Here is a 22,443-nt window from a genome sequence, read left to right as displayed (position 1 = left end):
CGATGCATGAACAATCTAACCCTCTGCATCATCTGTTTGATAACAATAAAGCGTGGGTTGCGCGCATGTTAGCTGAGAATCCGAATTATTTCTTAAGCTTAAAGGATCAGCAAACTCCGGAGTATCTATGGATTGGTTGCTCCGATTCGCGCGTGCCGGCAAATCAAATTATTGGTTTGCCTCCCGGCGAAGTATTTGTTCACCGTAATATTGCAAATGTGATTGTCCATTCCGACTTGAATTGTTTATCAGTGATTCAATTCGCGGTTGATTTGCTTAAAGTTAAGCATATTATGGTGGTGGGCCATTATGGTTGCTCTGGCGTGGGCGCTGCGCTATTTGAGCGGCGTGTAGGGCTTGCCGATAACTGGCTGCGCCATATTCTGGACGTTCAAGATAAGCATCGGGCGCTGCTCGAGCAAAAGCCAGCCGGGGAAGAGCGGCATCGGCTTCTAATTGAGCTTAATGCGATTGAACAAGCAGTCAATGTATGCGGTACTACGGTTGTGCAAGATGCCTGGGCACGGGGCCAATCCCTGATGGTTCACGCTTTGGTATATGGGGTGCATGATGGCCGTTTACGTGACCTTGGCATGGCTGTGTCTGAGCCAGACGCACTTACGGCAACCTATGCACGTTGTTTAGAGGGCCTGGTGTCAAAGTGACGCAGCTAGTGCGCGTTGTGCGTCCGTGATGGATAATCCGGTCCGACGGGCATAATCATCCAGTTGATCGGTGCCAATTTTGCCGACGGAGAAATAAGTGCTGTCGGGATGCGCCAAATAAAAACCTGAGACGCTTGCCGCCGGCAGCATGGCAAGCGACTCGGTGAGCTGCATGTCTATTTCGTCGCAATGCATAAGGCTGAACATAGCCTGCTTCACTAAATGGTCCGGGCAAGCAGGATAGCCTGGCGCGGGGCGGATGCCTACGTATTTCTCATTTATCAACTCATTATGGCTGAGTTGCTCCGCGGCCGCATAGCCCCAAAACTCTGTGCGGATGCGTTCATGCAAGCGCTCCGCAAAACTTTCCGCCAGACGATCGGCAAGCGCCTTAAGCATGATGGCGCTATAGTCATCTTGAGCCTGTTCAAATTGCTGTACTTTTTTATCGATATTGAGGCCCGCAGTGACGGCGAAAAGGCCAATGTAATCGTCAATTTGCGTTTCTTTCGGCGCAATAAAATCCGCTAAGGCGCGGTTTGGCCGGCGGATTTTTTCTTGATTAGGGCCCTCAATAACTGGGCGTTCACTTTGTTGGCGCAGCGTATGCCAGGTTAGAGCAATCTGCTTGCGGGTCTCATCGGTATAGATTTCGATGTCATCGTCATTTACGGTATTGGCCGGCAATAAGGCGAAAACCCCATGTGCGGTGAGCCAGCGGCCAGCAATCAGTTGCGCTAGCATATTTTGCGCATCTTCATAGACGCGCCGTGCGGCTTCGCCAACGATAGCGTCAGTAAGAATCGCTGGAAATGGGCCGGCTAGGTCCCAGGTTTGAAAAAACGGTCCCCAATCAATGTACCGCGCGAGTTCGGCAAGGTCGTAATTTTTAAGTACGCGGCGGCCGATCAATTTGGGTTTGGTGGGGGAGGTGGTGGTCCAATTAATGCGATGCCGATTCGCCCGCGCTTGGCTAAGCGACACCATCGGTTGGGTTTTTTTGTTAGCGTGTTGTTCTCGAATGCGCTCATAATTCGTTTTTAATTCAGCAATATAAGTTGCTGAATGGGTTTCTGAAAGTAAGCTGGAAGCAACCGATACCGCCCGCGAAGCATCCGGTACATAGATCACGGGGCCGCCATATTGCGGCGCGATCTTAACCGCAGTATGCACGCGCGAAGTGGTTGCGCCGCCGATCAAAAGAGGAATGTTGCGGGCGCGTAATATTTCGTCGCGTTGTATTTCAGCGGCGACGTAAGCCATTTCTTCAAGACTTGGCGTGATCAATCCTGATAAGCCGATCATGTCGGCGTTTTCAGCTTTGGCCTTGGCGAGAATTTCACTGCAAGGCACCATCACCCCCATATTGATGACTTCAAAATTATTGCATTGCAAGACGACCGAGACAATATTTTTGCCAATATCATGCACATCACCTTTAACTGTTGCAATGACCATCTTGCCTTTGGGTTTTGCATCGCCGCCTTGGGCGGTGAGTAGGTTTTTTTCTGCTTCAATAAAGGGCAGTAGATGGGCGACCGCTTGTTTCATCACGCGCGCTGATTTGACAACTTGAGGCAAGAACATTTTGCCGGCGCCAAACAAGTCGCCGACCCGGTTCATGCCATCCATTAATGGCCCTTCAATGACTTGAATCGGGCGTGCATATTGTTGGCGCGCTTCTTCGGTATCCTCAATAATAAATTCAGTGATGCCGTGGACTAATGCGTGAGCCAGGCGATCTTTGACGGACAGCTGTCGCCAGAGTAGGGCTTCTTGGTTTTTTGCGCCACCGCCTTGCTTAAAGTGTTCGGTAATCTCGAGCAAACGCTCCGTTGCACTCATGCCATTGGCGGTTTGTACCGAGCGGTTGAGCACTACATCTTCAACGCGTTCGCGCAGGGTTGGGTCCAGCTCAGCATAAATTCCCAACTGCCCGGCGTTGACAATGCCCATATCCATGCCAGCACTAATTGCATGGTACAGAAAAACCGTGTGAATGGCTTCGCGCACGGCATCATTGCCGCGAAATGAAAAAGATACGTTTGAGACGCCGCCGCTGACTTTGGCGTAGGGTAAGTGAGCTTTGATCCAGCGCGTTGCTTCTATAAAATCAACCGCGTAATTGTTATGCTCATCAATGCCGGTTGCAATGGCGAAAATATTCGGATCAAAAATAATATCTTCTGGGGCAAAGCCGACTTCTTCGACAAGAATCCGATAGCTGCGTTCGCAAATCGTTATTTTGCGGGCAAAACTATCGGCTTGACCTGTCTCGTCAAACGCCATCACCACGGCGGCTGCGCCATAACGGCGAATCGACTGCGCTTGTTGCTTAAATATCTCTACGCCTTCTTTAAGTGAGATGGAGTTAACGATCGCTTTGCCTTGCACGCATTTAAGGCCCGCCTCTAATACCTCCCATTTTGATGAGTCGAGCATAATCGGCACGCGAGCAATATCTGGCTCGGCCGCAATTAAATTCAAAAAGCGTACCATCGCAGCTTTTGAATCCAGCATGGCTTCATCCATATTGATATCGATGATCTGTGCGCCATTTTCGACTTGCTGGCGCGCAACGCTTAAAGCCGCATCGAATTCATCGTTTAAGATCATGCGTGCAAACGCTTTGGAGCCGGTGACATTGGTGCGCTCGCCAATATTAACGAAGCGCGTTTGCGCGCCAATATTAAAAGCCTCAAGGCCAGCGAGTCGTAGCGCGGGTTCAAGACCTATTTGATGAGGGGCGCGGCGGTTGAGGTCGGTGGCGTCCGTCATAGAGGATTATGCTGAGGATGAATAGGAGCGCGCTGGCAAAGCCTGAATTGCATGGGCAATCGCGGCGATATGTTCAGGCGTGGTGCCGCAGCAGCCGCCAGCGAGGTTGATGAGGCCAGCTTGGGCAAATTCCGCGAGTAAGCTGGCGGTGATTTCGGGAGTTTCGTCAAAGCCGGTTTCGCTCATCGGATTGGGTAATCCGGCGTTGGGGTAGCATGACACTGCACAATCGCACAATTTGGCAAGTTCAGCAATATAAGGGCGCATCAGAGCCGCCCCCAGCGCGCAATTCAAGCCAAAAGCTAACGGCCGTGCATGGCGTAATGAATTCCAAAATGCTTCAACGGTTTGACCGGACAAAATCCGGCCAGAAGCATCAGTGACAGTGCCGGAAATGATGATCGGCAAAGTTTCTCCAGTTGCCTCAAATAATTCATCCAGCGCAAAAAGCGCGGCTTTTGCATTGAGTGTATCGAAGATCGTTTCAACTAGAAAGAGATCGACGCCGCCTGTTAAAAGAGCCTGTGCTTGCTGATAATAGGCTTCTCGCAGCGCATCGAAGGTAATATTGCGGGCCCCTGGATCATTGACTTCGGGAGAGATGCTGGCGGTTTTTGGGGTGGGGCCGATCGCACCAGCCACAAAACGCGGTTGATTCGCGCGACTATACTTATCGCAAGCGGCCCGGGCAAGCTGTGCTGAGGCTAAATTCATTTCGGCCGCAAGCGCTTCCATTTTGTAATCCGCTTGGGCGATGTAGGTTGCGCCAAAAGTATTGGTTTCAATAATATCGGCGCCCGCGGCCAAATATTGCTCATGGATGGTGCGGATAGTCTCAGGCTGTGTTAGCGAGAGCAATTCATTATTGCCCTTAACGTCATGTTGGAAATCAGCAAAACGTTCGCCGCGGTATTGCGCCTCAGAGAAGCGATAACGCTGGATCATGGTGCCCATGGCGCCATCCAGAATGAGAATACGCGCTGCCAATATTGCCGGCAGCGCTGCGCCGCGCGTATAACGCGTAAATTGAGTGCGGGACAAAACGTTTGTACTTAGAGTCAGAGCTGAGAAAGGTGGCGCTAAGCTACTTTAGTGCAAAACGACTGGATGTGTCATTAAACTGTCGAATTGGCCTAGGAAATCGTCTATTTCGTCAGTGGTGGGCTGTAGCTCGATCAATTTTTGCACATTTTCCCGGAATTGCTCAGCCATAGCGCCATCAATAAACAGCTCCCGTTGCAGATTTTTCGCCACGATTTCATAGCCCCCAGTTTTGAGCGCAAAGCTGCCAACCTGAGCCGGAAATTCGACAATACAATAGTTTGGGCTGTTATAAATCATTTGCATGATATGACTCCTAGTTCCGAAATTTCGGTGATGCACAACGCATATGGAGCAGCTTGGTTAAAATTCAATAGACAGCCTACTTATCAATGCTCAGTTACTCCATCCTAGCGTGCTTTAGCCAAAATAGGGAAAAATATGCGAATTATTGAGGATTTCTTCAATAAACCTCGAATCTGGCCCAATTAACCCATGGTTTAGTTGGTCGGGGTTGGCCTGATTATAAATGGGGCAAACTTAAAGCGATGAACAAGCCCGCTTAGGAGCATGCTATCATAAGGATAGGGCAGTTAATGGAAGTCGTTCGCTCAACATTTTATAAATAGCGCGACACAGGAACACAATATATGGACACGATGCTTTATCCCGAATTATATAAATCGCTGGAAGCTGTACGCTGGGACATGGAAAAAGACATTCCATGGGACAGTTTTGATGCTTCTTTATTGACGCCAGAGCAGGCGACAACCATCAAAATGAATGCCATTACCGAGTGGGCGGCGCTACCTGCAACCGAAATGTTTTTGCGCGATAATCATCATGATAGTGATTTTTCCGCATTCATGAGCATTTGGTTTTTTGAAGAGCAAAAACACTCTTTGGTATTGATGGAATACCTACGGCGTTTTCGCCCTGAATTATTGCCTACGGAAGAAGAGCTCCATGCGGTGCGCTTTCCATTTGACCCAGCGCCGCCGTTAGAAACATTAATGCTGCACTTTTGTGGTGAAATTCGCTTAAATCATTGGTATCGATGTGCGGCTGCTTGGCATACCGAGCCAGTGATTCGACATATTTATGAAACTATTTCGCGTGATGAAGCGAGACATGGTGGCGCATATTTGCGCTATATGAAAAAAGCGCTGGTGCAATCCGGCGACACCGCGCGCGCGGCGTTTGCTAAAATTGGCGTGCTTATGGCCTCGGCGCGGCGCACTGAAAAACCGTTGCACCCCACTAATTTACATGTGAATCGCGCTCTGTTTCCGCGCGATACAGTGCAATCGCGTTTGCCTGATCCTGAATGGCTTGAGCATTGGCTGGATGGCCAAATACAATTTGACGGCGCTTGGGAAGGCAAAGTCGTGGATCGAATTTTGCATAACTTGTCCCTTATTTTTGAGCGGACGTTTAAAACGGTGCAAGAATTAAACCGTTACCGCAAAGAAATAGTTTTACGCCTACAAGCCCAAAATGGCGGCGCAGGTGAAGTTCCTCAACCCGCCTAAACTGAGTTTTTAGCTGCCGGCGCTTGAGTGGTGGGGATCGTAGTAGCTGGGATGGATGATTTCATAACTGGTGCTGCGTCCTCCTTTGCCCGTAGGAGCGAGGCAGCCTTTCGCCACTAACTCGCTTAATTCGCGGTATGCAGTGACGCGGCTGGTTTTAGTCAGACTCATATACTTACGGGTATTCATGCCTCCTTCAAACCCTTTTAAGCCAGCGTCTAATAAACGGTTAAGCACTTTATGCTGACGTTCATTTAGGCTGCTTGCTTGATGATGGAGCCAGAAGCGAGCTTTAGCCAATGTATTGGTTATGGTTTGCTGCGCAGCAGTGGCTGTATGCGCGCATCCGCCGAGCGGAGCGCCGCTTCGAGTAATTGGTGTAATTCGCGTGGTTCTGGCGCGCCAGTATAGCGTTTCAAAATGCGTCCACCTTTATCGATTACAAAAGTCGTAGGAGTAAGTTGAATCTTGCCAAATTGCTGGGCGGCATTACCGTCATCAAGCGCTACTTTGAATGGCAGCTGGCGCGTTTGACTGTAATTTCTTACATAACTCGGCGTATCGTAGCTCATTGCTACGGCAATGACTTCAAGCCCTTGGTCTTTGAAGGTGTTGTAGGCGTGCGCTAGCGTGGGCATTTCTTGAATGCAGCTAGGGCAGCTTGTGGCCCAAAAATTCACCAGATAAACCTTGCCGGCGAGTTGTTCGGTTGAAATTTTTTGGCCTGAAAGAAGAGTGAATGTCACATTGGGCGCGCGGGGCGCCGCATTGAACGTGAACCATGTGGCGCAGCCTAAGACGGTGGCGATGATCAATGCAATGAGATAGGCGATAAGCCGGCAGTGAGGAGAGCAAGCGCTCTGAAAAATACGCATAATGCAAATTGTGAAGAATAATTAGCCTTAAATCAACGATAATTTTTTCGCTTTATTTACACACGCGTCGATACTGAATGGCTTCAGCGATATGGGACGCATCGGGTATTTTAGCGTCTGCCAGATCGGCAATGGTGCGCGCCACTTTAAGTACCCGATAATACGTCCGCGCTGACCAGCCGAAGCGAGAGCCTGCCTGATGCAATAAAGTTTCTCCAGCATGGTCTGGCCGGCACACTGTGTCGATCTCACGGCTCGTTAAGAGCCAGTTTGGCTGCTGTTGCCGCGCAAGCTGCCGCGTGCGTGCGGCGCTGACACGGGCGGCTATGGTGGCGCTGGTCTCAGCTGGAAGTGTAGTGCGTTCGGCCAATTCGGCGGGAGTCAGCGCGCACATCTCAATTTGTAGATCAATCCGATCCAAAAGCGGCCCGGATAATTTACGCCAGTAGCGGTCAGCGTTTTCGGGCGAGCAATGGCAGCGTCCTTTGGTATCGCCAAACCAGCCGCAGGGACAAGGATTCATCGCGGCAACTAATTGGCATGCAGCAGGAAATTCAACCTGATGCGAAGCGCGTGAAAGAGTGATGGCATGGGTTTCGAGGGGTTCTCGCAGCATTTCAAGCGCAGTCCGGTTAAATTCCGGTAACTCGTCCAGAAATAATACCCCATGATGAGCAAGTGTAATTTCTCCTGGCCGAGGAGGATTGCCGCCACCAATTAAGGCGGTAGCGCTGGCAGAATGGTGCGGTGCGCGAAACGGCCGCCGCCGCCATTGGGTTGGCGCAAAGCCTAGCGCGCTTGCGCTTAATAAAGCTGCAGAAGCCAGCGCTTCGGCATCAGACATGGGGGGCAAGATACCCGCAAGACGAGCGGCTAACATCGATTTGCCGGAACCAGGTGGGCCGATTAACAAAATATGATGGCCTCCCGCTGCCGCTACTTCAAGCGCGCGTTTAGCGGTGTTTTGGCCGATAATTTCGGCCATATCGGGTAAAGGGGCGGGGACTGCTGGTGCAATCGGTTTAAACGGTTGGAGCGGAGGATTAAGCAAACCGGCTAAATGAGCGCATAGGGTGCGTAGATCAGGCGCGCCGAAAGCCATAATGTGCGGCGCGAGCGCAGCCTCAGCGGCGCACTCTAACGGTAGGTAAATCTGCGCAGGGATTGGACGCGACGGATGAGCTGCGACTTGGGCAGCCAGCCCGCATGCAATGGCGAAAGCGCCGCGCATCGGCCGCAAAGCACCCGTCAGAGATAATTCGCCGGCAAATTCGCGGGTGTTTAACGCCTCTGCGGGTAATTGCTCGCTAGCGGCCAGAATACCTAACGCAATCGGTAGATCAAAATGGCCCGATTGTTTTGGTAAATCAGCCGGCGCTAAATTGACCGTGATACGGCGTACAGGAAAAGTAAAACCAGAATTTTGCAGCGCTGCGCGTACCCGCTCTCGGCTTTCTCGAACTTCAAGCTCGGGTAAACCGACAATTGAAAAGGCCGGCAAGCCGTTGGCTAGATGGACTTCAACGGTGACTTCAAGCGCGCTCGCCGCTGTGAGCGCGCGGCTGCGGACCACGGCAAGCGACATGTGTTGCTGCCCAATACTAATTTAGTTCGTTTTGGTCGCATTGAGTTCGCGCTCAAGCTGAGTAATCCGTTGTGCAAGCTCTTCAACCATGGCTCGCGTGCGTGCAAGCACTTGTGTTTGAATCTCGAACTCTTCGCGCGTGACCAGGTCTAGTTTAGCAAAACCTTGTGTGAGCATAGTTTTTATATTCTGCTCAATATCTTTGACAGGTGAATTTTTGAGTAAATCGGAAATTTTTGTTTGCAAGTCTTGAAAGAGTTCGCTAGGTTTCATGATGTGTCCTCGGAGCAATGCACAGAAGCTGTGCGTAAAAAACGAAAGATGCGTGAGACAATGGCTACGCTATGAAAATCAATGATATGCCATACTAGTCACGGTTGGGTATTGGCGTAATGATATACATTGCATTTAGATAGAGCGACTGTAGCATGAATGTTTCCCGTCCTTGCGGCTATTGTGCTTGAATTGGCCATTTGGACTAGATCAATATTTTGGAGTTTTTTGACGGAGTTTCTCATGAAGTGGATTACCGCAATCATCAAGCCATTTAAACTCGATGAAGTGCGTGAAGCCTTGTCAGAAATTGGTATTTCTGGGATTACTGTGACTGAGGTTAAGGGCTTTGGGCGACAGAAGGGGCATACGGAATTATATCGTGGCGCTGAATATGTAATTGATTTCTTGCCTAAAGTAAAAATTGAAATCGCCGTACCGAAAGAGCTTGTCGAGCAAGTGATTGATACGATTGAGCGTGCTGCGCGCACAGGAAAAATCGGCGATGGCAAGATTTTTGTGGCGCCGATCGAGCAAGCGATCCGGATTCGGACGGGCGAAACGGGCGCGAATGCGCTTTAAGGATTGGTGCGAAGCAGCACTAACATCTTTCTATTGGGATATGCTAATCTTGTTGCCATGATATGGTATATTCAACCAACGCATTGCATAGTCATAAAGTCTTTTACCTTGGGCTAATATGGCAGGTATTCTAATCGTCGCTCATGCTCCGCTCGCGAGCGCATTGAAATCCTGTTTGGCGCATATTTACGGCGAGCTGCCAGCGCGGATTGGGGCGATTGACGTTACGCCCGATAGCGATCCAACAAAGCTTCTTGCCGCAGCGCAGCATGCACTGTCTGATTTAATAAAAGACAATGGCGCGTTGGTGTTGACCGATCTTTTTGGGGCGACTCCCGCCAATATCGCTAGTCAGTTGGCGCACCTACCACAGGTGCAGGTGCTGGCTGGCGTTAATTTACCTATGTTGGTGCGGGCAGTTTGCTACCGTACCACCCCGCTTGCCCAATTGGCGGAGAAGGCGTTAGCGGGTGGAGCAAAAGGCATTCAGGCTATCGTTGGTCCTTCAGCTTCGTTGCCATGCGCCTCATCTTTATCTGAGCTTTACCAACCGGAGCGCCATGCTACAACAAGAAACCACCATTATTAATAAACTGGGCCTACACGCACGCGCTTCTGCCAAATTGACGCAACTTGCCGCGCGCTACCAATGCCAAATCTGGATTACCCGTAACGGTCGTCGTATCAACGCTAAAAGTATTATGGGCGTTATGATGTTGGCTGCTGGCCTCGGTAGTAGCGTACTCATTGAAGCAGATGGAGTCGATGAAATAGACGCTATGGCGGCAATGTTGGCGTTGATCGCGGACAAATTTGGAGAGGGAGGATAGTCCGTGGTTAGAGCGTTTTAAAGAATAAAAACTATCTTAGGAGATCCTCGTGTCTTTCATGCTGCATGGAATTCCGATATCCAGCGGTATCGCGATCGGGCGGGCTTATCTGATTGCGCCTACCGGGCTTGAAGTCGATCATTATTTCATTGATGCGGACCAAATCGAAGCGGAGGTCGCGCGTTTTTGCGCGGCGCAAGATACTGCGCAGCGCGAGCTTGAGATTTTATGCGCGGAATTGCCGCCCGATGCGCCAAGCGAAATGAGTGCATTTGTCAACCTGCACACATTGATTCTGCGTGACACGATGTTGGCTGAAGCCGCCGTTGATTTAATTCGCACTCGTCACTACAACGCCGAATGGGCATTGATGGAACAGCTCGAGCGTTTGGGCCGCCATTTTGATGAGATTGAAGATGAATATCTACGTGAGCGTAAAGCAGATATTGAACAAGTTGTCGAGCGCGTATTAAAAGCGCTGGCCGGTTCATCTTTTGCCGCGGTCGCTGCCGATAAAGCCGCAAAGGTGGATAACCATCATGAAATGATTATCGTGGCGCACGATATTGCGCCTGTCGATATGTTGCAATTTAAATCTAAAATCTTTCATGGTTTTGTCACAGATTTAGGCGGGCGAACCTCACATACGGCAATTATGGCGCGCAGCTTGGGCATTCCAGCAGCGATTGGCGTGCAACAGGCCAGTTCCTTGATTCGCCAAGATGATTTGATCATAGTAGATGGCGCACAAGGTATCGTTATCGTTGATCCTACGCCAATGGTGCTGGAAGAATATGCTTACCGACAGAGTGAAAAAACGCTTGAGCAACGCAAATTACAGCGGCTTAAATTCTCTCCTACGCAAACGCTAGACGGCACGCCCATCGGGCTGTACGCAAATATTGAGTTACCTGAAGACGCCGCGGCTGCGCTGGCTGCTGGAGTGGTTGGCATTGGCCTGTTTCGGACAGAATTTTTGTACATGCGTAACCGCTACGATCTACCTGGCGAAGAAGAGCAGTTTGAGGCGTATCGGCAGGTGGTTGAAGCGATGAAAGGTTTGCCGGTCACGATTCGCACAATTGATGTGGGCGCAGATAAACCGCTTGATCTGCGTGATGGAGATACTGAGGTTGCGGTGAATCCTGCGCTGGGCCTACGCGCAATTCGCTGGAGTTTGTCCGAACCGCAAATGTTTTTGACTCAACTGCGCGCTATTTTGCGGGCTTCGGCTTTTGGGCCAGTTAAGCTACTTATCCCAATGTTGGCGCACGCGCAAGAAATTGCGCAAACGCTCGATCTGCTGAAGCAAGCTAAGCGCCAGTGCGATGACGCTGGGATGGTTTACAGTTCAGAGCTTAAGCTTGGCGCAATGATCGAAATTCCCGCGGCTGCGCTTGCGGTTCAGCTTTTCTTAAAGCACTTTGATTTTTTGTCGATTGGCACGAACGACTTGATTCAATATACGCTTGCGATTGATCGCTCGGACAGTGCGGTGGCCCATTTGTATGACCCCTTGCATCCCGCCGTCTTGCATTTAATTGCTCATACTTTACGCCAAGCAAAACAAGCTGGCGTATCGGTATCCGTATGCGGTGAAATGGCTGGGGATCCTGTGTTTACCCGTCTACTGCTTGGCATGGGTTTAACAGAATTCTCAACACATCTGAGTCAACTGTTGGTGGTTAAGCAAGAAATCTTGCGGGCTCATCTACCAACGCTCGAAATGTCGGTGAAAGAAGTCCTGGCTGCGTATGAGCCGGCCGAGTTGCAAGCAGCGCTGCACCGCTTGGCGCAAGTTTAAGGCGCCATGACGTTGGGCCAAGCGCCAAGCAGTCTAACTAAAAAGAGCAAGGCTTAATGCAGCGCTAATCTGCGCCAGGGGCTGACAGATATTGCTGCGCAGTGAAGCTGGAAATTTCGGATTCGCTTTGCAAGCATGAGTTCATAGTGTTTATGTTAACAAAGCGCGGCGTCGCAATTTAACAGTTCTGATTGAAAAAAATGGCTAAAACTTTATACGATAAACTTTGGGATGCACACGTCGTACATACAGAAGAAGAGGGTACGGCATTACTTTATATCGACCGCCATTTGCTACATGAAGTCACCAGCCCACAAGCTTTTGAGGGTTTACGGCTGGCTCAGCGCCCCGTATGGCGCATCGGCGCTAATTTGGGCGTGGCTGATCATAATGTACCCACGGTACAGAGAGCGCATGGGATCGTAGATGCGATCTCGAAATTACAAATTGATACCCTGGATGCTAATTGCACGGATTTTGACATCGTGCAATTCAAAATGAATGATCTGCGCCAGGGCATTGTGCATGTTATTGGCCCGGAGCAAGGCGCAACTTTACCGGGCATGACAGTGGTCTGCGGTGATTCACATACATCGACACATGGCGCCTTCGGTGCGCTGGCGTTTGGTATTGGCACTTCGGAAGTGGAGCATGTATTGGCGACGCAAACCCTGATGCAAAAGAAAAGCAAAAATATGCTGATCAAGGTTAATGGGCAATTGCCCTCAGGCTGTACAGCCAAAGACCTGGTACTTATGGTAATTGGAAAAATAGGTACCGCTGGGGGTACTGGCTATGCCATCGAGTTTGCCGGCTCAACCATCCGCGCGCTCAGTATGGAGGGCCGCATGACCGTGTGCAATATGGCGATCGAAGCCGGTGCGCGCGCTGGTATGGTGGCGGTTGATGAGACCACGTTAGAATATTTGCGTGGCCGTCCATTTGCACCTGCGCAAGCTCAATGGGAGCAAGCGGCGGTTCATTGGCGGACGTTAGTTTCGGATGCGGATGCACAGTTTGATCGGGTGCTTGAGTTTGACGCTACAGCCATCAAACCGCAAGTCACTTGGGGTACCTCTCCCGAGATGGTCGTGGCAATCGATGCCCAAGTGCCACACCCTGAAGATGAATTGGACCCAGTTAAACGCACCGCAGTTGAACGCGCCTTACAGTATATGGCGCTTAAACCAGGCTTGCCGCTGCAATCGATCCAGTTAGACAAAATTTTCATTGGTTCGTGTACCAATGCGCGGATTGAAGATCTACGCGCTGCGGCCCAGGTTGTGCAAAGGTTAGGGCGGCGCATAGCACCTAATATTAAGCTGGCAATGGTGGTTGCAGGATCAGGTTTAGTCAAAGCGCAAGCTGAACAAGAAGGGCTGGATCAAATTTTTATGAAAGCTGGATTTGAATGGCGTGAACCGGGTTGTTCAATGTGCTTAGCGATGAATGCAGATCGTCTAGAGGCGGGCGAACGCTGCGCTTCAACCTCAAATCGTAACTTTGAGGGGCGCCAGGGAGCCGGAGGGCGCACGCATTTAGTGAGCCCTGCGATGGCTGCTGCGGCAGCGATAGAAGGACATTTTGTGGATATTCGGAAGATATAACTCGTGGAAAAATTCACTCTTCACACTGGCCTTGTGGTTCCGCTTGATCGCGCTAATGTCGATACGGACGCGATTATTCCAAAACAGTTTCTAAAATCCATTCAGCGCACCGGGTTTGGCCCTAATCTGTTTGATGAGTGGCGCTATCTTGATCCAGGCGAGCCTGGACAAGACCCGGCGCAGCGAGTTTTAAATCCAGATTTTGTGTTGAATCAGCCGCGTTATCAACACGCATCGATTTTGCTCGCGCGCCAGAATTTTGGTTGTGGCAGTTCGCGTGAACATGCGCCATGGGCGCTTCAGCAATATGGCCTACGCGCCATTATTGCACCTAGCTTTGCAGATATTTTTTATAACAATTGTTTTAAAAATGGTCTGTTGCCGATTGTGTTGACTAAAGAGCAAGTTGACCAATTATTTGATGAGGTACATGCGAATCACGGGTATCAATTGAGCATTGATCTGAATAAGCAGTGTGTGCGCACGCCAGCCGGACAAGAATATGTTTTTGAGGTGGCGGCCTTTCATAAATACTGTTTGCTCAATGGATTAGATGAAATTGGATTGACCCTGCAGCAGGCGGAAAAGATTAAGCAATTTGAGGCGGCGCGGTTATTAAACCAGCCTTGGCTTGACATTCGATGATCGGGGGAGGCGAGGTAGTCGTGGCGACATAAACTCTGCTAAGTTATTTCGTATTAGTACACTGGTATGTATACCGTCGACTTAAATTTTGTCATCGAAAGCATAAACTAAAATTTGTGAAGTTTATTTTGGTGCTCGAATGCTTGCTTAATACGCTAAGCAAATTATAGAGTTTTGCTTAGTACATACGATGCTGGAGTTTATTGTGATACGAGTACAGAAAAGACCGTTTGAAGGCGGTGATGATGCCTGTGTCTTTGGAGAGCAAGCTGGAAGTAGTAAAAAGCGTGGTCGCCATTCGTTTGCTGAGGTTTCTTCATCGGTAAAAGTGGACTCAGGTTTATCTCAGGCGCCTAATATGAAGAACGTGTCTTCATCGGCGTTTGAGACTCAGCGCCAAGCGCGAATAAGTTACTCGCAGATCCATGCGGCTAGGGACCATCAAAAAAATTTTCAAGAGATACCGAGAGAGATTTCTGGCCTAAAGCAGTGTTATTTGTCTAATGAGACGGGTTTGTTGCTTAATTTTTATCAGAAATTATCATTAGTACAAAATATGACCACTGATGAGAGGCAAGAGGCGCTATACATTGCTGTGGCCCAAAAAGATAGTCTGATAACTCGTTTGTTGCTTAATCGAGGCGTGGATATAAACAGGGAAGATATTTCTGGCAATCGTCCAATACATATTGCTGCCTCAAAAGACGGTGTCGATGTGCTAGCGCGCTTATTTAAAAAGGGTGTGGATTTTTATGCGCTTAATCTAGATGGAAAAACAATTTTGCAAATTGCATACGAATCGGCAAGCAAGCAAACGATTCAATTCATGAAGAATCTCTATTTGCATAAAAAATTTATTCCACAGAGTGGCTTGGATCGGGAGATATTGGCCAAAACAATGAGCCCTAGTGAGCGGCTAAGCGCGAAATATATAGCTATAGGCCAGAATGATGATCAGATGCGAATTAAACTACTTACGCGTGGCACTATAAATTAATGGGTTAATGTAAATGATTTTCCTATGCCTGCTAGCTAGCAATAAACTAGAATTAAACTTAAATCGATTTGATTATTATGGGTGTCAACGTTAGTTGATAAAATTCTTGCCAAAAAAAATTCTAAGTTATCCCGTAGGGATGAGTAACTTCGCCTAATTCTAGGGTGCTTCGTAAAAAGCGTACAGCGTGTTTTTACGAAATCTAACCTGTGCTTTAATGATTATTTTTCTAGCAAAAGATCGGATCAGCAGAATTTAGTAAGAATCATGAATATTCAAGGTCTGAAATCAGCGTTGGCAATCAAAAAATCGAAGAAAAACATTACCATAGTAATTCTCTTAAATTTATAATTATTGAGAAAGAAAATGCTGAGCAGATAATTGGAGCTCAACCTTAATTCTAAATGTCTGTCAAAAACACTTCGCCCTGTTAAGGCATCCGAAGTTAGCTTCTTTTTAATCAATAAATAGCCTGTTAAAAAGGAGCTGTTTAACACTTGTTTTAACAGTACCTGGTCATATTCAACGTTAACCCTTTTCTTCTACATTCCGGCCATGAAAATAGCTATTCTTGATGATTACCAAGACGCTGTTCGAAAATTAGATTGCTTTCAATTGCTGGCCGATCATGATGTTAAGATTTTTAACCACATGGTGCGTGGTTTAGGGCAGCTTCCTAACCGCTTGGCTGAAATTGAGGCGCTGGTGCTTATCCGTGAACGCACGCGGGTTGGCGAACCTTTGTTAGATAAACTGCCCAAGCTTAAAATCGTCAGCCAAACAGGTTGCGTTGGCGAGCATATCGATATTTCCGCGTGTACTGAACGTGGCATTGTTGTGCTCGAAGGTAAAGGTGCTTCAGTTGCGCCAGCAGAATTGACTTGGGCGCTGATTATGGCAGCGCAGCGCCGGATTCCTCATTATGTCAATAATTTGAAACAAGGTGCGTGGCAGCAGTCAGGGTTAAAAACCTTGGCAATGCCGCCAAATTTTGGACTCGGCCAGGTATTGCGCGGGCAGACCCTGGGGGTTTGGGGGTATGGCCGAATGGGTAAGCTGGTGGCGAGCTATGGACGTGCCTTTGGGATGCGGGTGGTGATTTGGGGGCGCGAAGCTTCGCTTGAGGCGGCGCAGGCGGATGGTTTGGAGGTCGCACTAAGCCGTGCGGCGTTTTTTGCCGAGAGCGACGTGCTCAGTATACATTTGCGCTTAAATCACGAAACACGTGGCATAGTAACCTATGCTGATTTACAGGAAATGAAGCCAACGGCTTTATTTGTCAATACAAGTCGGGCGGAATTGATTGAAGAAGATGCGCTTGTACGCGCGTTAGCGACGGGCCGTCCCGGGATGGCTGCAATTGATGTTTATGAAAGTGAGCCGATTCTGCAGGGCCACGCCTTGCTGCGCATGGAAAACGTAATCTGCACGCCACATATTGGTTATGTAGAGCGTGAAAGTTATGAAATGTATTTCCGCGCCGCGTTTGAAAACGTATTGGCTTATCTAAGAGGTGATATTTATAATGCTGTTAATCCAGAGGCATTATCATCGAATCACCGCCATTTGCGAGGTGAGCACATCTCCACTATGCCCGAAATTGCGCGTGCATAGTGGATGGGACTATCGCTTATTTTAAGATTAAATCAGAAATTTATCTTTGTTTTTTCCGGCGATCCAATGCGGCGGCTTACCACGGCCGCTCCAGGTTTGTCCTGTGCGTGGGTTTTTATATTTAGGCGGCTGTGGTGCTTTGGCGCCAGCTCGGGACGGCTTAGAATTGGTAAATCCTAGATCTGACAAACTTAAGTCGTAATCTATTATTTTTTGCTTAATTTCAGCAATAACGCTAGTCAATTCTCTTTTCCGAGCTTCTTGCGCTTGTGCCTGCAATTGTTCAATTTGGAGTTGTAGAGCCTGATAAGTGGGCATCTTTTGCTTTCCCTTTGATATTAAAACAAAACCGAATTATAAACGATCTCATAAAAAGTTTATTTGCAAAAATGAAAATCAGTGCGGTTGTTACATAATGCGAGCTTTAATGCTCCATGCACAGAGTTTCCTTGCGCAGGCCGTAAGCGGGTGCTGTGGGTGATGGGTACATAGGGAGTGAAAGCCGCCGCGAGCCCTCCGCATAGCGCAATCGGTAAAGTGTGGCTTGGATCGAGCGCATCTATCATATTGGCGATTTCAGCGCCCGCGCTGGTGAGCAGCGTTTGGGCAAACGGGTGGTCAGCATAAGCAAAAGCCAGTGGCGCTAGCGCTGCGAATTGGGTTTGTCTAGCGTTGCCTAGCCATGTGAGCATGCTTTCCCGGTCATCTACGCCAAGCGCTTTTAGGATAGCGTTAGCAAATGCATCGCGCACAGCCCGCCCGTCTAGGGCGCGTTGAGCGTGCTGTGCTATCCGCAGACCTAGGGCTGCGCCACTGGCTTCATCGCCGGAAGGAAAGCCATAGCCGCCTATGATCTTGCGTTTGCCTTCGGCATTTAACGCTACGCCTACGCTCCCGGTGCCAAGTGCGACGATGACACCAGGCTGGCCACTATGAGCGCCCAGCAAGGTTGTATAACCATCGGTTTCAACGGCAAGCGTTTGGCATAAAGGCGCTTGCGCAATGAATTCGGCGCGCCAGCCTGGATTATCAGCTCCGGCTAGACCGCACCCCAGTGCGCATTGAGTCGAGTCGAAGGATTTTCCGATTTGGTTAAATACAGCGGCACATAGCATGATAATTTCCCGCCAGGCGGCATTCACCCCGAGCCCAAGCGCTGAAGGCCCGCCCTGTGCCTGGGCGAGTACCGTATTATGTGCATCCGCTAACAAGACGCGCGTGCCAGTCCCACCACCATCAATCCCGATTAGATAATAAGGTGTCTTGAGTATTTCGGATGAAGTCATGCCCAGTATTATCAGGGGCTACATTAAAGCAGGCAATCCTTCAATAAAAATTAAGCCAAATAAAGCGCCAAGTACTGCCCCCATGATCCGTAAGCTAGTTAATTTGAATTTGGAGGCGACCGGAATCGAACCCAGCATAATGGCGCCAGCCAAAGCCAGTGGAAGTAGCAGAATGAAGTCATCGAGCGTTGGGTAATTCATGATCGTCTCCGTTCCTTCGTGGTTACTTTTTCAGTATAGTTGATAGCTTGGTTAAATATGTCTAAGGGTAGTCATAATCTGAATTTTGGGTGAGCGAATAGGCGATGGTCGATAATTTGAAATTAAAGCAAGAGATGGCGGTGCTGCGTGAAGAGGGCTTTGTAGTGGTGCGTGGATTAGTCGATGCTAAACGTTGCGCGGCGCTTAGAAATGTCGCTGAGACGCAACTGGCCGTGGGCGCAGCGCCACTCGAGTATGAAGCCGATTTGCGCTATCCCGGCGCACCCACATCGCGGCAAGCGGCAGGCGGCGAGACCGTGCGTCGGTTGCTAGATGCGTATGGTCGTGATGCGTTATTTCGAGAATGGGCTGTAACGCCACAGATCGCAGCCTGGATGGAGAGGTATTGGGGCGAGCCGGCGGTGCTGTCGCGTGCGCATCATAACTGCATCATGACGAAGCATCCAGCATACGGCAGCTTGACGGGTTGGCACCGCGACGCTCGCTATTGGTCATTTGAGCGCGATGACCTGATTTCTGTCTGGCTGGCGCTCGGTCCTGAAAAGGCCGAAAACGGCGCTCTTTGGTTTGTGCCTAAATCTCATCGTTTGCAGTTGTCCGCTGAGCGCTTTGATCAGGCTAAGTTTTTTCGCGCCGAGCAGCCGGAAAATATTGAGTTAATGCAGACGGCTTGCTCGACTGAGCTGGCAGCGGGGGATGTGGTGTTTTTTCATTGCAATACCTTGCATTCGGCAGGGCCAAATAAGACCGACGCGGTAAAATTTTCGCTAGTTTTTACCTATCATGGCGTGAGCAATCCACCACTGCCCAATTCCCGCTCTGCTGCCCAGGATGAGGTTGCGCTGGTTTCAAGTCGGACTTAAGCCCACCGCGTGCATCAGTATGCGAAATAAATAGGCGACAGCGCCTAGGGCAAGCACGCTGATGGCCCAGAGTCCAATAAACCAGCCTAGTTTTTTGCTCCAGCCGCTTAGGTTCGGTTTGCTGACTGGAGGTTGCGTGGGTGATTCGTTGGGGTCAGAGACGTTGTTAGACATTAATGATACTCTTCGCCGTGACGGGTTTTGCCTCGAAAAACGTAATAACTCCATGCCGTGTATAGCAAGATCACTGGCAAAATGAGGAGCACGCCAATTAGCGCAAAGCCCTGGCTTTGGCTTGGCGAAGAGGCCTGCCAAATGGTGATATGGGGCGGGACAATATTGGGCCACACGCTAATGCCCAACCCACTGTAACCTAAAAAGATAAGGGCTAAGGTGAGTAAAAATGGGGCGGCATGAGCATACTTGGTGGTTCTGAGCAGATGATACATCGTCAGCGCGACCAATAATGGAACGGGCAGGAAATAAAATAAATTGGGCAAACTAAACCAGCGGTGCGCAATCGCCTCATGCGCAAGCGGGGTCCAGAGGCTAATCACTGCGATAACCGCTAACAGAATCCAAGCTAGAGGGCGGGTGAGTATGCGCATGCGTTGTTGCAGCTCGCCGTCGGTCTTCATGATGAGCCAAGTGCTGCCGAGTAAAGCATAAGCAACCACTAAGCCCAAACCAGTAAACACTGAAAATGGCGTAAGCCAGTGCAATATATCGTTGCCTATGTAAGCGCCGGTATGAATATCTATCGCGTCAATGCCATGAATAAATGCGCCTAACGTGACACCTTGAAAAAAAGTGGCGGCGATGGAGCCGCCGATAAATGCTTTATCCCAGAAGTGCTGCTGGTGCTCGGTTGCTTTGAAGCGGAATTCAAACGCGACGCCACGGAAGATTAAGCCCACCAACATGAAGACGAGCGGTAAATAAAAGGCGCTCAGCACGGCCGCGTAAGCAATCGGAAAAGCCGCCATTAAACCTGCCCCGCCAAGCACTAACCAGGTTTCATTACCATCCCAAACGGGTGCGACGGTATTCATCATGACATCGCGGTCTTCCTTCTTTTTAAAAAAAGGATAGAGTATGCCGATACCCAAATCAAAGCCGTCCATGATGACGTACATCATCACGCCAAATAAAATAATTACGGCCCAAAGGAGCGGAAGATCGATGCCCATGGCAAGTCCCATAGATTAAAAAGAGGTTGCTGGATTAATTTCCTGGATTGGTGTTTTGCTCTTTATCTTTCGAGACTGCAGGGGCAGCAGAAAGCGGTCGCATGGGTTGATGCAGTTGACCTGGTCCACCTGGATTTGTCTCTTTGCCCTCGTTGAGAATCGGCCCTTGCTGAGCTAAGCGCATCATGTAAACAATGCCAGCGCCAAACACCGCAAAATAGACAAGCACAAAAATAACCAAAGAAATGCCGAGTTGTAATGCACTATGCGTAGATACGGCATCGGCGGTGCGCATCACCCCGTAGACTGTCCAGGGCTGACGTCCAATTTCAGTGGTGTACCAACCCGCCAGAATGGCGATAATCCCGGTGGGCCCCATCCATAGCGCGAAGTGCATAAATGCGCGAGATTGATATAAGCGCTTGCGGCAGCGCAAATAAAATCCCCACACGCCTAGCGCAATCATTAAAACCCCTAAGCCGACCATAATGCGGAAAGTCCAGAAGACAATCGTGGCGTTAGGTCGATCGGCCGGCGCAAATTCTTTTAAACCTGGAATTTGACCGTCCCAACTATGGGCTAGAATTAAACCGCCTAAACGGGGGATTTGAAGCGCGTAACGGGTTTCTTCACGCTTCATATCGGGCCAGCCGAACAAGGTCAGTGGCATCCCAGGGCTGGCGTGATTTTCCCAATGTCCTTCGATAGCCGCGACTTTGGCCGGCTGATGTTTAAGGGTGTTGAGGCCATGAAAATCGCCAATCAGCGCTTGTAGCGGCGCTACCAGCAATGCCATCCAAAGCGCCATCGAAAACATTTTGCGAATCGCGGGTTGCTGGCGGCCGCGCAAAAGATGCCAGGCCGCCACGGCGGCAACGAAAAGCGCCGTGGCAAGAAAGGCGGCCACGCCCATATGCGCTAGCCGGTATGGGAAGGAGGGATTAAGAATAACTTGCAGCCAATCGGTTGGCACAACTTTGCCCGCCACGATCTCATAGCCGGCAGGCGTATGCATCCAACTATTGGAGGCGATAATCCAGGTGGCGGAGACTAAGGTGCCAAGCGCAACCATGATCGTCGACAAAAAATGCAGTCCGGGGCCGACTCGATTCCAACCGAACATCATTACGCCTAAAAATCCGGCCTCTAGGAAAAAAGCGGTGAGTACTTCATAGGTCAGCAAAGGCCCGGTGACACTGCCCGCAAAGGCTGAAAAATAGCTCCAATTCGTACCAAACTGGTAGGCCATCACCAGGCCAGACACCACGCCCATGCCAAAATTAATAGCGAAAATCTTTAACCAGAAATGATAGAGATCTTGATAAACTTGTTTGCGGGAATGGAGCCACCAGCCTTCAAGCACCGCTAGATAGCTGGCGAGTCCAATCGTTAATGCTGGGAAGATAATATGGAACGAGACAGTGAAGCCAAATTGAACCCGGGCAAGTGTTAAGGCATCCAGCGCAATCATATTATTCTGTTCAGTTGAAATTTTGACTGTAATATTTTCTCGATTGCTACGCTATGTGAGCCGCTTGCTGAGCCGAGAAAACAACGAAAAAACTTACAGAGCCTAAGCAAAAGACATTTAAAAGGCTTAGGCGGATTCTGGTTTTGCGAGGCGCTGGCGCAATCATTTTTTCATAAACGAAGCACCGCTCTTACAAATTCAGGATGTATTTTAGCGCAATTTAGGCTATCAAAGCAGCCTATTCTGGGAATTGATACAAAGAAGGCGAGTGAAGTTCACCTCCTTCTATGCAAGTCTAACCCATTGATTTAATTGACTTTTTTATGCCGAGCTTAAATTAAAAACCTTTTAAAATCAATTGGTTAGGGGGCTGATGGAAGTGTTGGGGGCGAGGCCGATTAAGTCCCCTGGAAAATGAGTTAAAAGGCAGGGCCGGTTAAGACGCACGCGAGATTTTGCCGCGCGCAGTGTGCAGAAAGTGGCACAGTGAAGTACCGAAAAACTCAAAAACTATAAGCTGATATAAAATTCATCTATGCAGAGTAATAGATTGCACTCCAAATTTAACGTTGATTGTGACGTA

At 49.4% G+C, this 22,443-nt stretch carries 23 protein-coding genes and 1 pseudogene; 11 read left to right on the top strand and 13 right to left on the bottom strand.

Going from position 1 to position 22,443, the window contains the following annotated elements; translation table 11 throughout:
* Positions 1 to 2: 2 nt before the first annotated feature.
* Positions 3 to 662 (top strand): annotated as a pseudogene (locus MCB1EB_RS11290) (carbonic anhydrase); the annotation flags it as partial.
* Here MCB1EB_RS11290 and metH read toward each other — a convergent pair.
* Genes metH through MCB1EB_RS11275 form a run of 3 tightly spaced genes read right to left on the bottom strand, consistent with a single transcriptional unit; the run spans position 657 to position 4,790 of the window.
* Positions 657 to 3,443 (bottom strand): methionine synthase, encoded by a 2,787-nt coding sequence (gene metH, locus MCB1EB_RS11285; protein ID WP_045364183.1) that lies wholly within the window; start codon positions 3,441 to 3,443, stop codon positions 657 to 659. The pseudogene MCB1EB_RS11290 and the gene metH sit on opposite strands and share 6 nt — an antisense overlap.
* 6 nt (positions 3,444 to 3,449) lie before the next feature.
* Positions 3,450 to 4,484 (bottom strand): homocysteine S-methyltransferase family protein, encoded by a 1,035-nt coding sequence (locus MCB1EB_RS11280; RefSeq protein WP_045364185.1) that lies wholly within the window; start codon positions 4,482 to 4,484, stop codon positions 3,450 to 3,452.
* 48 nt (positions 4,485 to 4,532) lie between these two features.
* Entirely contained in the window at positions 4,533 to 4,790 is a 258-nt protein-coding gene (locus MCB1EB_RS11275; protein WP_026921631.1) for a BTH_I0359 family protein, read from the bottom strand.
* A 344-nt stretch (positions 4,791 to 5,134) separates the two neighbouring features.
* On the opposite strand from MCB1EB_RS11275, the gene MCB1EB_RS11270 reads away from it, so the two are divergent.
* The gene (locus MCB1EB_RS11270; protein ID WP_045364188.1) at positions 5,135 to 6,016 is read left to right on the top strand and encodes a ferritin family protein; all 882 of its coding nucleotides are present in this window, start codon (positions 5,135 to 5,137) and stop codon (positions 6,014 to 6,016) included.
* A 9-nt stretch (positions 6,017 to 6,025) separates the two neighbouring features.
* Here the strand turns inward: MCB1EB_RS11270 and MCB1EB_RS12480 are convergent, their stop codons facing one another.
* The 4 genes from MCB1EB_RS12480 to MCB1EB_RS11250 form a co-directional block, all read right to left on the bottom strand.
* Positions 6,026 to 6,205 (bottom strand): hypothetical protein, encoded by a 180-nt coding sequence (locus MCB1EB_RS12480; protein WP_126354031.1) that lies wholly within the window; start codon positions 6,203 to 6,205, stop codon positions 6,026 to 6,028.
* 119 nt (positions 6,206 to 6,324) lie between these two features.
* On the bottom strand, positions 6,325 to 6,891 hold the full coding sequence (locus MCB1EB_RS11260) for a TlpA disulfide reductase family protein (RefSeq protein WP_045364194.1): 567 nt from the start codon (positions 6,889 to 6,891) through the stop codon (positions 6,325 to 6,327).
* A gap of 52 nt (positions 6,892 to 6,943) precedes the next feature.
* Positions 6,944 to 8,476, bottom strand: a complete 1,533-nt coding sequence (locus tag MCB1EB_RS11255) for a YifB family Mg chelatase-like AAA ATPase (protein ID WP_026921627.1) — start codon at positions 8,474 to 8,476, stop codon at positions 6,944 to 6,946.
* Between the two features lie 21 nt (positions 8,477 to 8,497).
* Positions 8,498 to 8,752 carry an accessory factor UbiK family protein gene (locus MCB1EB_RS11250; protein WP_045366181.1) on the bottom strand — a complete coding sequence of 85 codons (255 nt, stop codon included), beginning with the start codon at positions 8,750 to 8,752 and terminating at the stop codon, positions 8,498 to 8,500.
* 240 nt (positions 8,753 to 8,992) lie between these two features.
* On the opposite strand from MCB1EB_RS11250, the gene MCB1EB_RS11245 reads away from it, so the two are divergent.
* The 8 genes from MCB1EB_RS11245 (at position 8,993) to MCB1EB_RS11210 (ending at position 16,828) form a co-directional block, all read left to right on the top strand.
* The gene (locus MCB1EB_RS11245; protein ID WP_026921625.1) at positions 8,993 to 9,331 is read left to right on the top strand and encodes a P-II family nitrogen regulator; all 339 of its coding nucleotides are present in this window, start codon (positions 8,993 to 8,995) and stop codon (positions 9,329 to 9,331) included.
* Between the two features lie 118 nt (positions 9,332 to 9,449).
* Positions 9,450 to 9,920 (top strand): PTS sugar transporter subunit IIA, encoded by a 471-nt coding sequence (locus MCB1EB_RS11240; RefSeq protein WP_026921624.1) that lies wholly within the window; start codon positions 9,450 to 9,452, stop codon positions 9,918 to 9,920.
* Positions 9,892 to 10,161 (top strand): HPr family phosphocarrier protein, encoded by a 270-nt coding sequence (locus MCB1EB_RS11235; protein WP_026921623.1) that lies wholly within the window; start codon positions 9,892 to 9,894, stop codon positions 10,159 to 10,161. Before MCB1EB_RS11240 ends, MCB1EB_RS11235 begins: the two co-directional genes overlap by 29 nt.
* A 49-nt stretch (positions 10,162 to 10,210) precedes the next feature.
* Complete coding sequence (gene ptsP, locus MCB1EB_RS11230) at positions 10,211 to 11,965, top strand: phosphoenolpyruvate--protein phosphotransferase (protein WP_045364197.1); 1,755 nt, start codon at positions 10,211 to 10,213, stop codon at positions 11,963 to 11,965.
* Between the two features lie 200 nt (positions 11,966 to 12,165).
* Complete coding sequence (gene leuC / locus MCB1EB_RS11225) at positions 12,166 to 13,572, top strand: 3-isopropylmalate dehydratase large subunit (RefSeq protein ID WP_045364200.1); 1,407 nt, start codon at positions 12,166 to 12,168, stop codon at positions 13,570 to 13,572.
* Between the two features lie 3 nt (positions 13,573 to 13,575).
* Entirely contained in the window at positions 13,576 to 14,217 is a 642-nt protein-coding gene (leuD, locus tag MCB1EB_RS12220) for a 3-isopropylmalate dehydratase small subunit (protein ID WP_045364203.1), read from the top strand.
* Between the two features lie 190 nt (positions 14,218 to 14,407).
* Entirely contained in the window at positions 14,408 to 15,214 is an 807-nt protein-coding gene (locus MCB1EB_RS11215) for an ankyrin repeat domain-containing protein (protein WP_045364205.1), read from the top strand.
* Positions 15,215 to 15,769: 555 nt separating this feature from the next.
* The gene (locus tag MCB1EB_RS11210) at positions 15,770 to 16,828 is read left to right on the top strand and encodes a D-2-hydroxyacid dehydrogenase family protein (RefSeq protein ID WP_045364208.1); all 1,059 of its coding nucleotides are present in this window, start codon (positions 15,770 to 15,772) and stop codon (positions 16,826 to 16,828) included.
* Between the two features lie 27 nt (positions 16,829 to 16,855).
* On the opposite strand, the gene MCB1EB_RS11205 is transcribed toward MCB1EB_RS11210, so the two are convergent.
* From MCB1EB_RS11205 to MCB1EB_RS11195, 3 genes are read right to left on the bottom strand one after another with little or no spacing between them, the layout of a single operon-like run.
* Complete coding sequence (locus tag MCB1EB_RS11205) at positions 16,856 to 17,146, bottom strand: H-NS histone family protein (protein ID WP_026921617.1); 291 nt, start codon at positions 17,144 to 17,146, stop codon at positions 16,856 to 16,858.
* Between the two features lie 59 nt (positions 17,147 to 17,205).
* Complete coding sequence (locus MCB1EB_RS11200) at positions 17,206 to 18,114, bottom strand: glucosamine kinase nucleotide-binding domain-containing protein (protein WP_045364211.1); 909 nt, start codon at positions 18,112 to 18,114, stop codon at positions 17,206 to 17,208.
* Positions 18,115 to 18,132: 18 nt separating this feature from the next.
* Positions 18,133 to 18,318 (bottom strand): hypothetical protein, encoded by a 186-nt coding sequence (locus MCB1EB_RS11195; RefSeq protein WP_126354030.1) that lies wholly within the window; start codon positions 18,316 to 18,318, stop codon positions 18,133 to 18,135.
* Between the two features lie 101 nt (positions 18,319 to 18,419).
* On the opposite strand from MCB1EB_RS11195, the gene MCB1EB_RS11190 reads away from it, so the two are divergent.
* Complete coding sequence (locus MCB1EB_RS11190; RefSeq protein ID WP_045364214.1) at positions 18,420 to 19,199, top strand: phytanoyl-CoA dioxygenase family protein; 780 nt, start codon at positions 18,420 to 18,422, stop codon at positions 19,197 to 19,199.
* On the opposite strand, the gene MCB1EB_RS11185 is transcribed toward MCB1EB_RS11190, so the two are convergent.
* From MCB1EB_RS11185 to MCB1EB_RS11175, 3 genes are read right to left on the bottom strand one after another with little or no spacing between them, the layout of a single operon-like run.
* Positions 19,185 to 19,373 carry a DUF2474 domain-containing protein gene (locus MCB1EB_RS11185; protein ID WP_026921614.1) on the bottom strand — a complete coding sequence of 63 codons (189 nt, stop codon included), beginning with the start codon at positions 19,371 to 19,373 and terminating at the stop codon, positions 19,185 to 19,187. The genes MCB1EB_RS11190 and MCB1EB_RS11185 overlap by 15 nt on opposite strands.
* Positions 19,373 to 20,389 (bottom strand): cytochrome d ubiquinol oxidase subunit II, encoded by a 1,017-nt coding sequence (cydB, locus tag MCB1EB_RS11180; protein WP_045364217.1) that lies wholly within the window; start codon positions 20,387 to 20,389, stop codon positions 19,373 to 19,375. The genes MCB1EB_RS11185 and cydB overlap by 1 nt, the downstream gene beginning before the upstream one ends.
* 34 nt (positions 20,390 to 20,423) lie before the next feature.
* Positions 20,424 to 21,860, bottom strand: a complete 1,437-nt coding sequence (locus MCB1EB_RS11175) for a cytochrome ubiquinol oxidase subunit I (RefSeq protein ID WP_045364220.1) — start codon at positions 21,858 to 21,860, stop codon at positions 20,424 to 20,426.
* Positions 21,861 to 22,443: the final 583 nt, after the last annotated feature.

This window comes from Mycoavidus cysteinexigens, from assembly GCF_003966915.1.
GTDB lineage: Bacteria > Pseudomonadota > Gammaproteobacteria > Burkholderiales > Burkholderiaceae > Mycoavidus > Mycoavidus cysteinexigens.
The sequence above is the reverse complement of the archived record's forward strand: the minus strand, read 5'-3'. Positions and strand labels throughout refer to the sequence as shown.

Excerpts from the sequence above, each read along its gene's own strand:
- metH (WP_045364183.1), bottom strand. The coding sequence starts at position 3,443 with ATGACGGACGCCACCGACCTCAACCGCCGCGCCCCTCATCAAATAGGT.
- MCB1EB_RS11275 (WP_026921631.1), bottom strand. The coding sequence starts at position 4,790 with ATGCAAATGATTTATAACAGCCCAAACTATTGTATTGTCGAATTTCCG.
- MCB1EB_RS11270 (WP_045364188.1), top strand. The coding sequence starts at position 5,135 with ATGGACACGATGCTTTATCCCGAATTATATAAATCGCTGGAAGCTGTA.
- MCB1EB_RS12480 (WP_126354031.1), bottom strand. The coding sequence starts at position 6,205 with ATGAATACCCGTAAGTATATGAGTCTGACTAAAACCAGCCGCGTCACT.
- MCB1EB_RS11260 (WP_045364194.1), bottom strand. The coding sequence starts at position 6,891 with ATGCGTATTTTTCAGAGCGCTTGCTCTCCTCACTGCCGGCTTATCGCC.
- MCB1EB_RS11255 (WP_026921627.1), bottom strand. The coding sequence starts at position 8,476 with ATGTCGCTTGCCGTGGTCCGCAGCCGCGCGCTCACAGCGGCGAGCGCG.
- MCB1EB_RS11245 (WP_026921625.1), top strand. The coding sequence starts at position 8,993 with ATGAAGTGGATTACCGCAATCATCAAGCCATTTAAACTCGATGAAGTG.
- MCB1EB_RS11240 (WP_026921624.1), top strand. The coding sequence starts at position 9,450 with ATGGCAGGTATTCTAATCGTCGCTCATGCTCCGCTCGCGAGCGCATTG.
- MCB1EB_RS11235 (WP_026921623.1), top strand. The coding sequence starts at position 9,892 with ATGCTACAACAAGAAACCACCATTATTAATAAACTGGGCCTACACGCA.
- leuC (WP_045364200.1), top strand. The coding sequence starts at position 12,166 with ATGGCTAAAACTTTATACGATAAACTTTGGGATGCACACGTCGTACAT.
- MCB1EB_RS11215 (WP_045364205.1), top strand. The coding sequence starts at position 14,408 with ATGCTGGAGTTTATTGTGATACGAGTACAGAAAAGACCGTTTGAAGGC.
- MCB1EB_RS11210 (WP_045364208.1), top strand. The coding sequence starts at position 15,770 with ATGAAAATAGCTATTCTTGATGATTACCAAGACGCTGTTCGAAAATTA.
- MCB1EB_RS11205 (WP_026921617.1), bottom strand. The coding sequence starts at position 17,146 with ATGCCCACTTATCAGGCTCTACAACTCCAAATTGAACAATTGCAGGCA.
- MCB1EB_RS11200 (WP_045364211.1), bottom strand. The coding sequence starts at position 18,114 with ATGACTTCATCCGAAATACTCAAGACACCTTATTATCTAATCGGGATT.
- MCB1EB_RS11190 (WP_045364214.1), top strand. The coding sequence starts at position 18,420 with ATGGTCGATAATTTGAAATTAAAGCAAGAGATGGCGGTGCTGCGTGAA.
- MCB1EB_RS11185 (WP_026921614.1), bottom strand. The coding sequence starts at position 19,373 with ATGTCTAACAACGTCTCTGACCCCAACGAATCACCCACGCAACCTCCA.
- cydB (WP_045364217.1), bottom strand. The coding sequence starts at position 20,389 with ATGGGCATCGATCTTCCGCTCCTTTGGGCCGTAATTATTTTATTTGGC.
- MCB1EB_RS11175 (WP_045364220.1), bottom strand. The coding sequence starts at position 21,860 with ATGATTGCGCTGGATGCCTTAACACTTGCCCGGGTTCAATTTGGCTTC.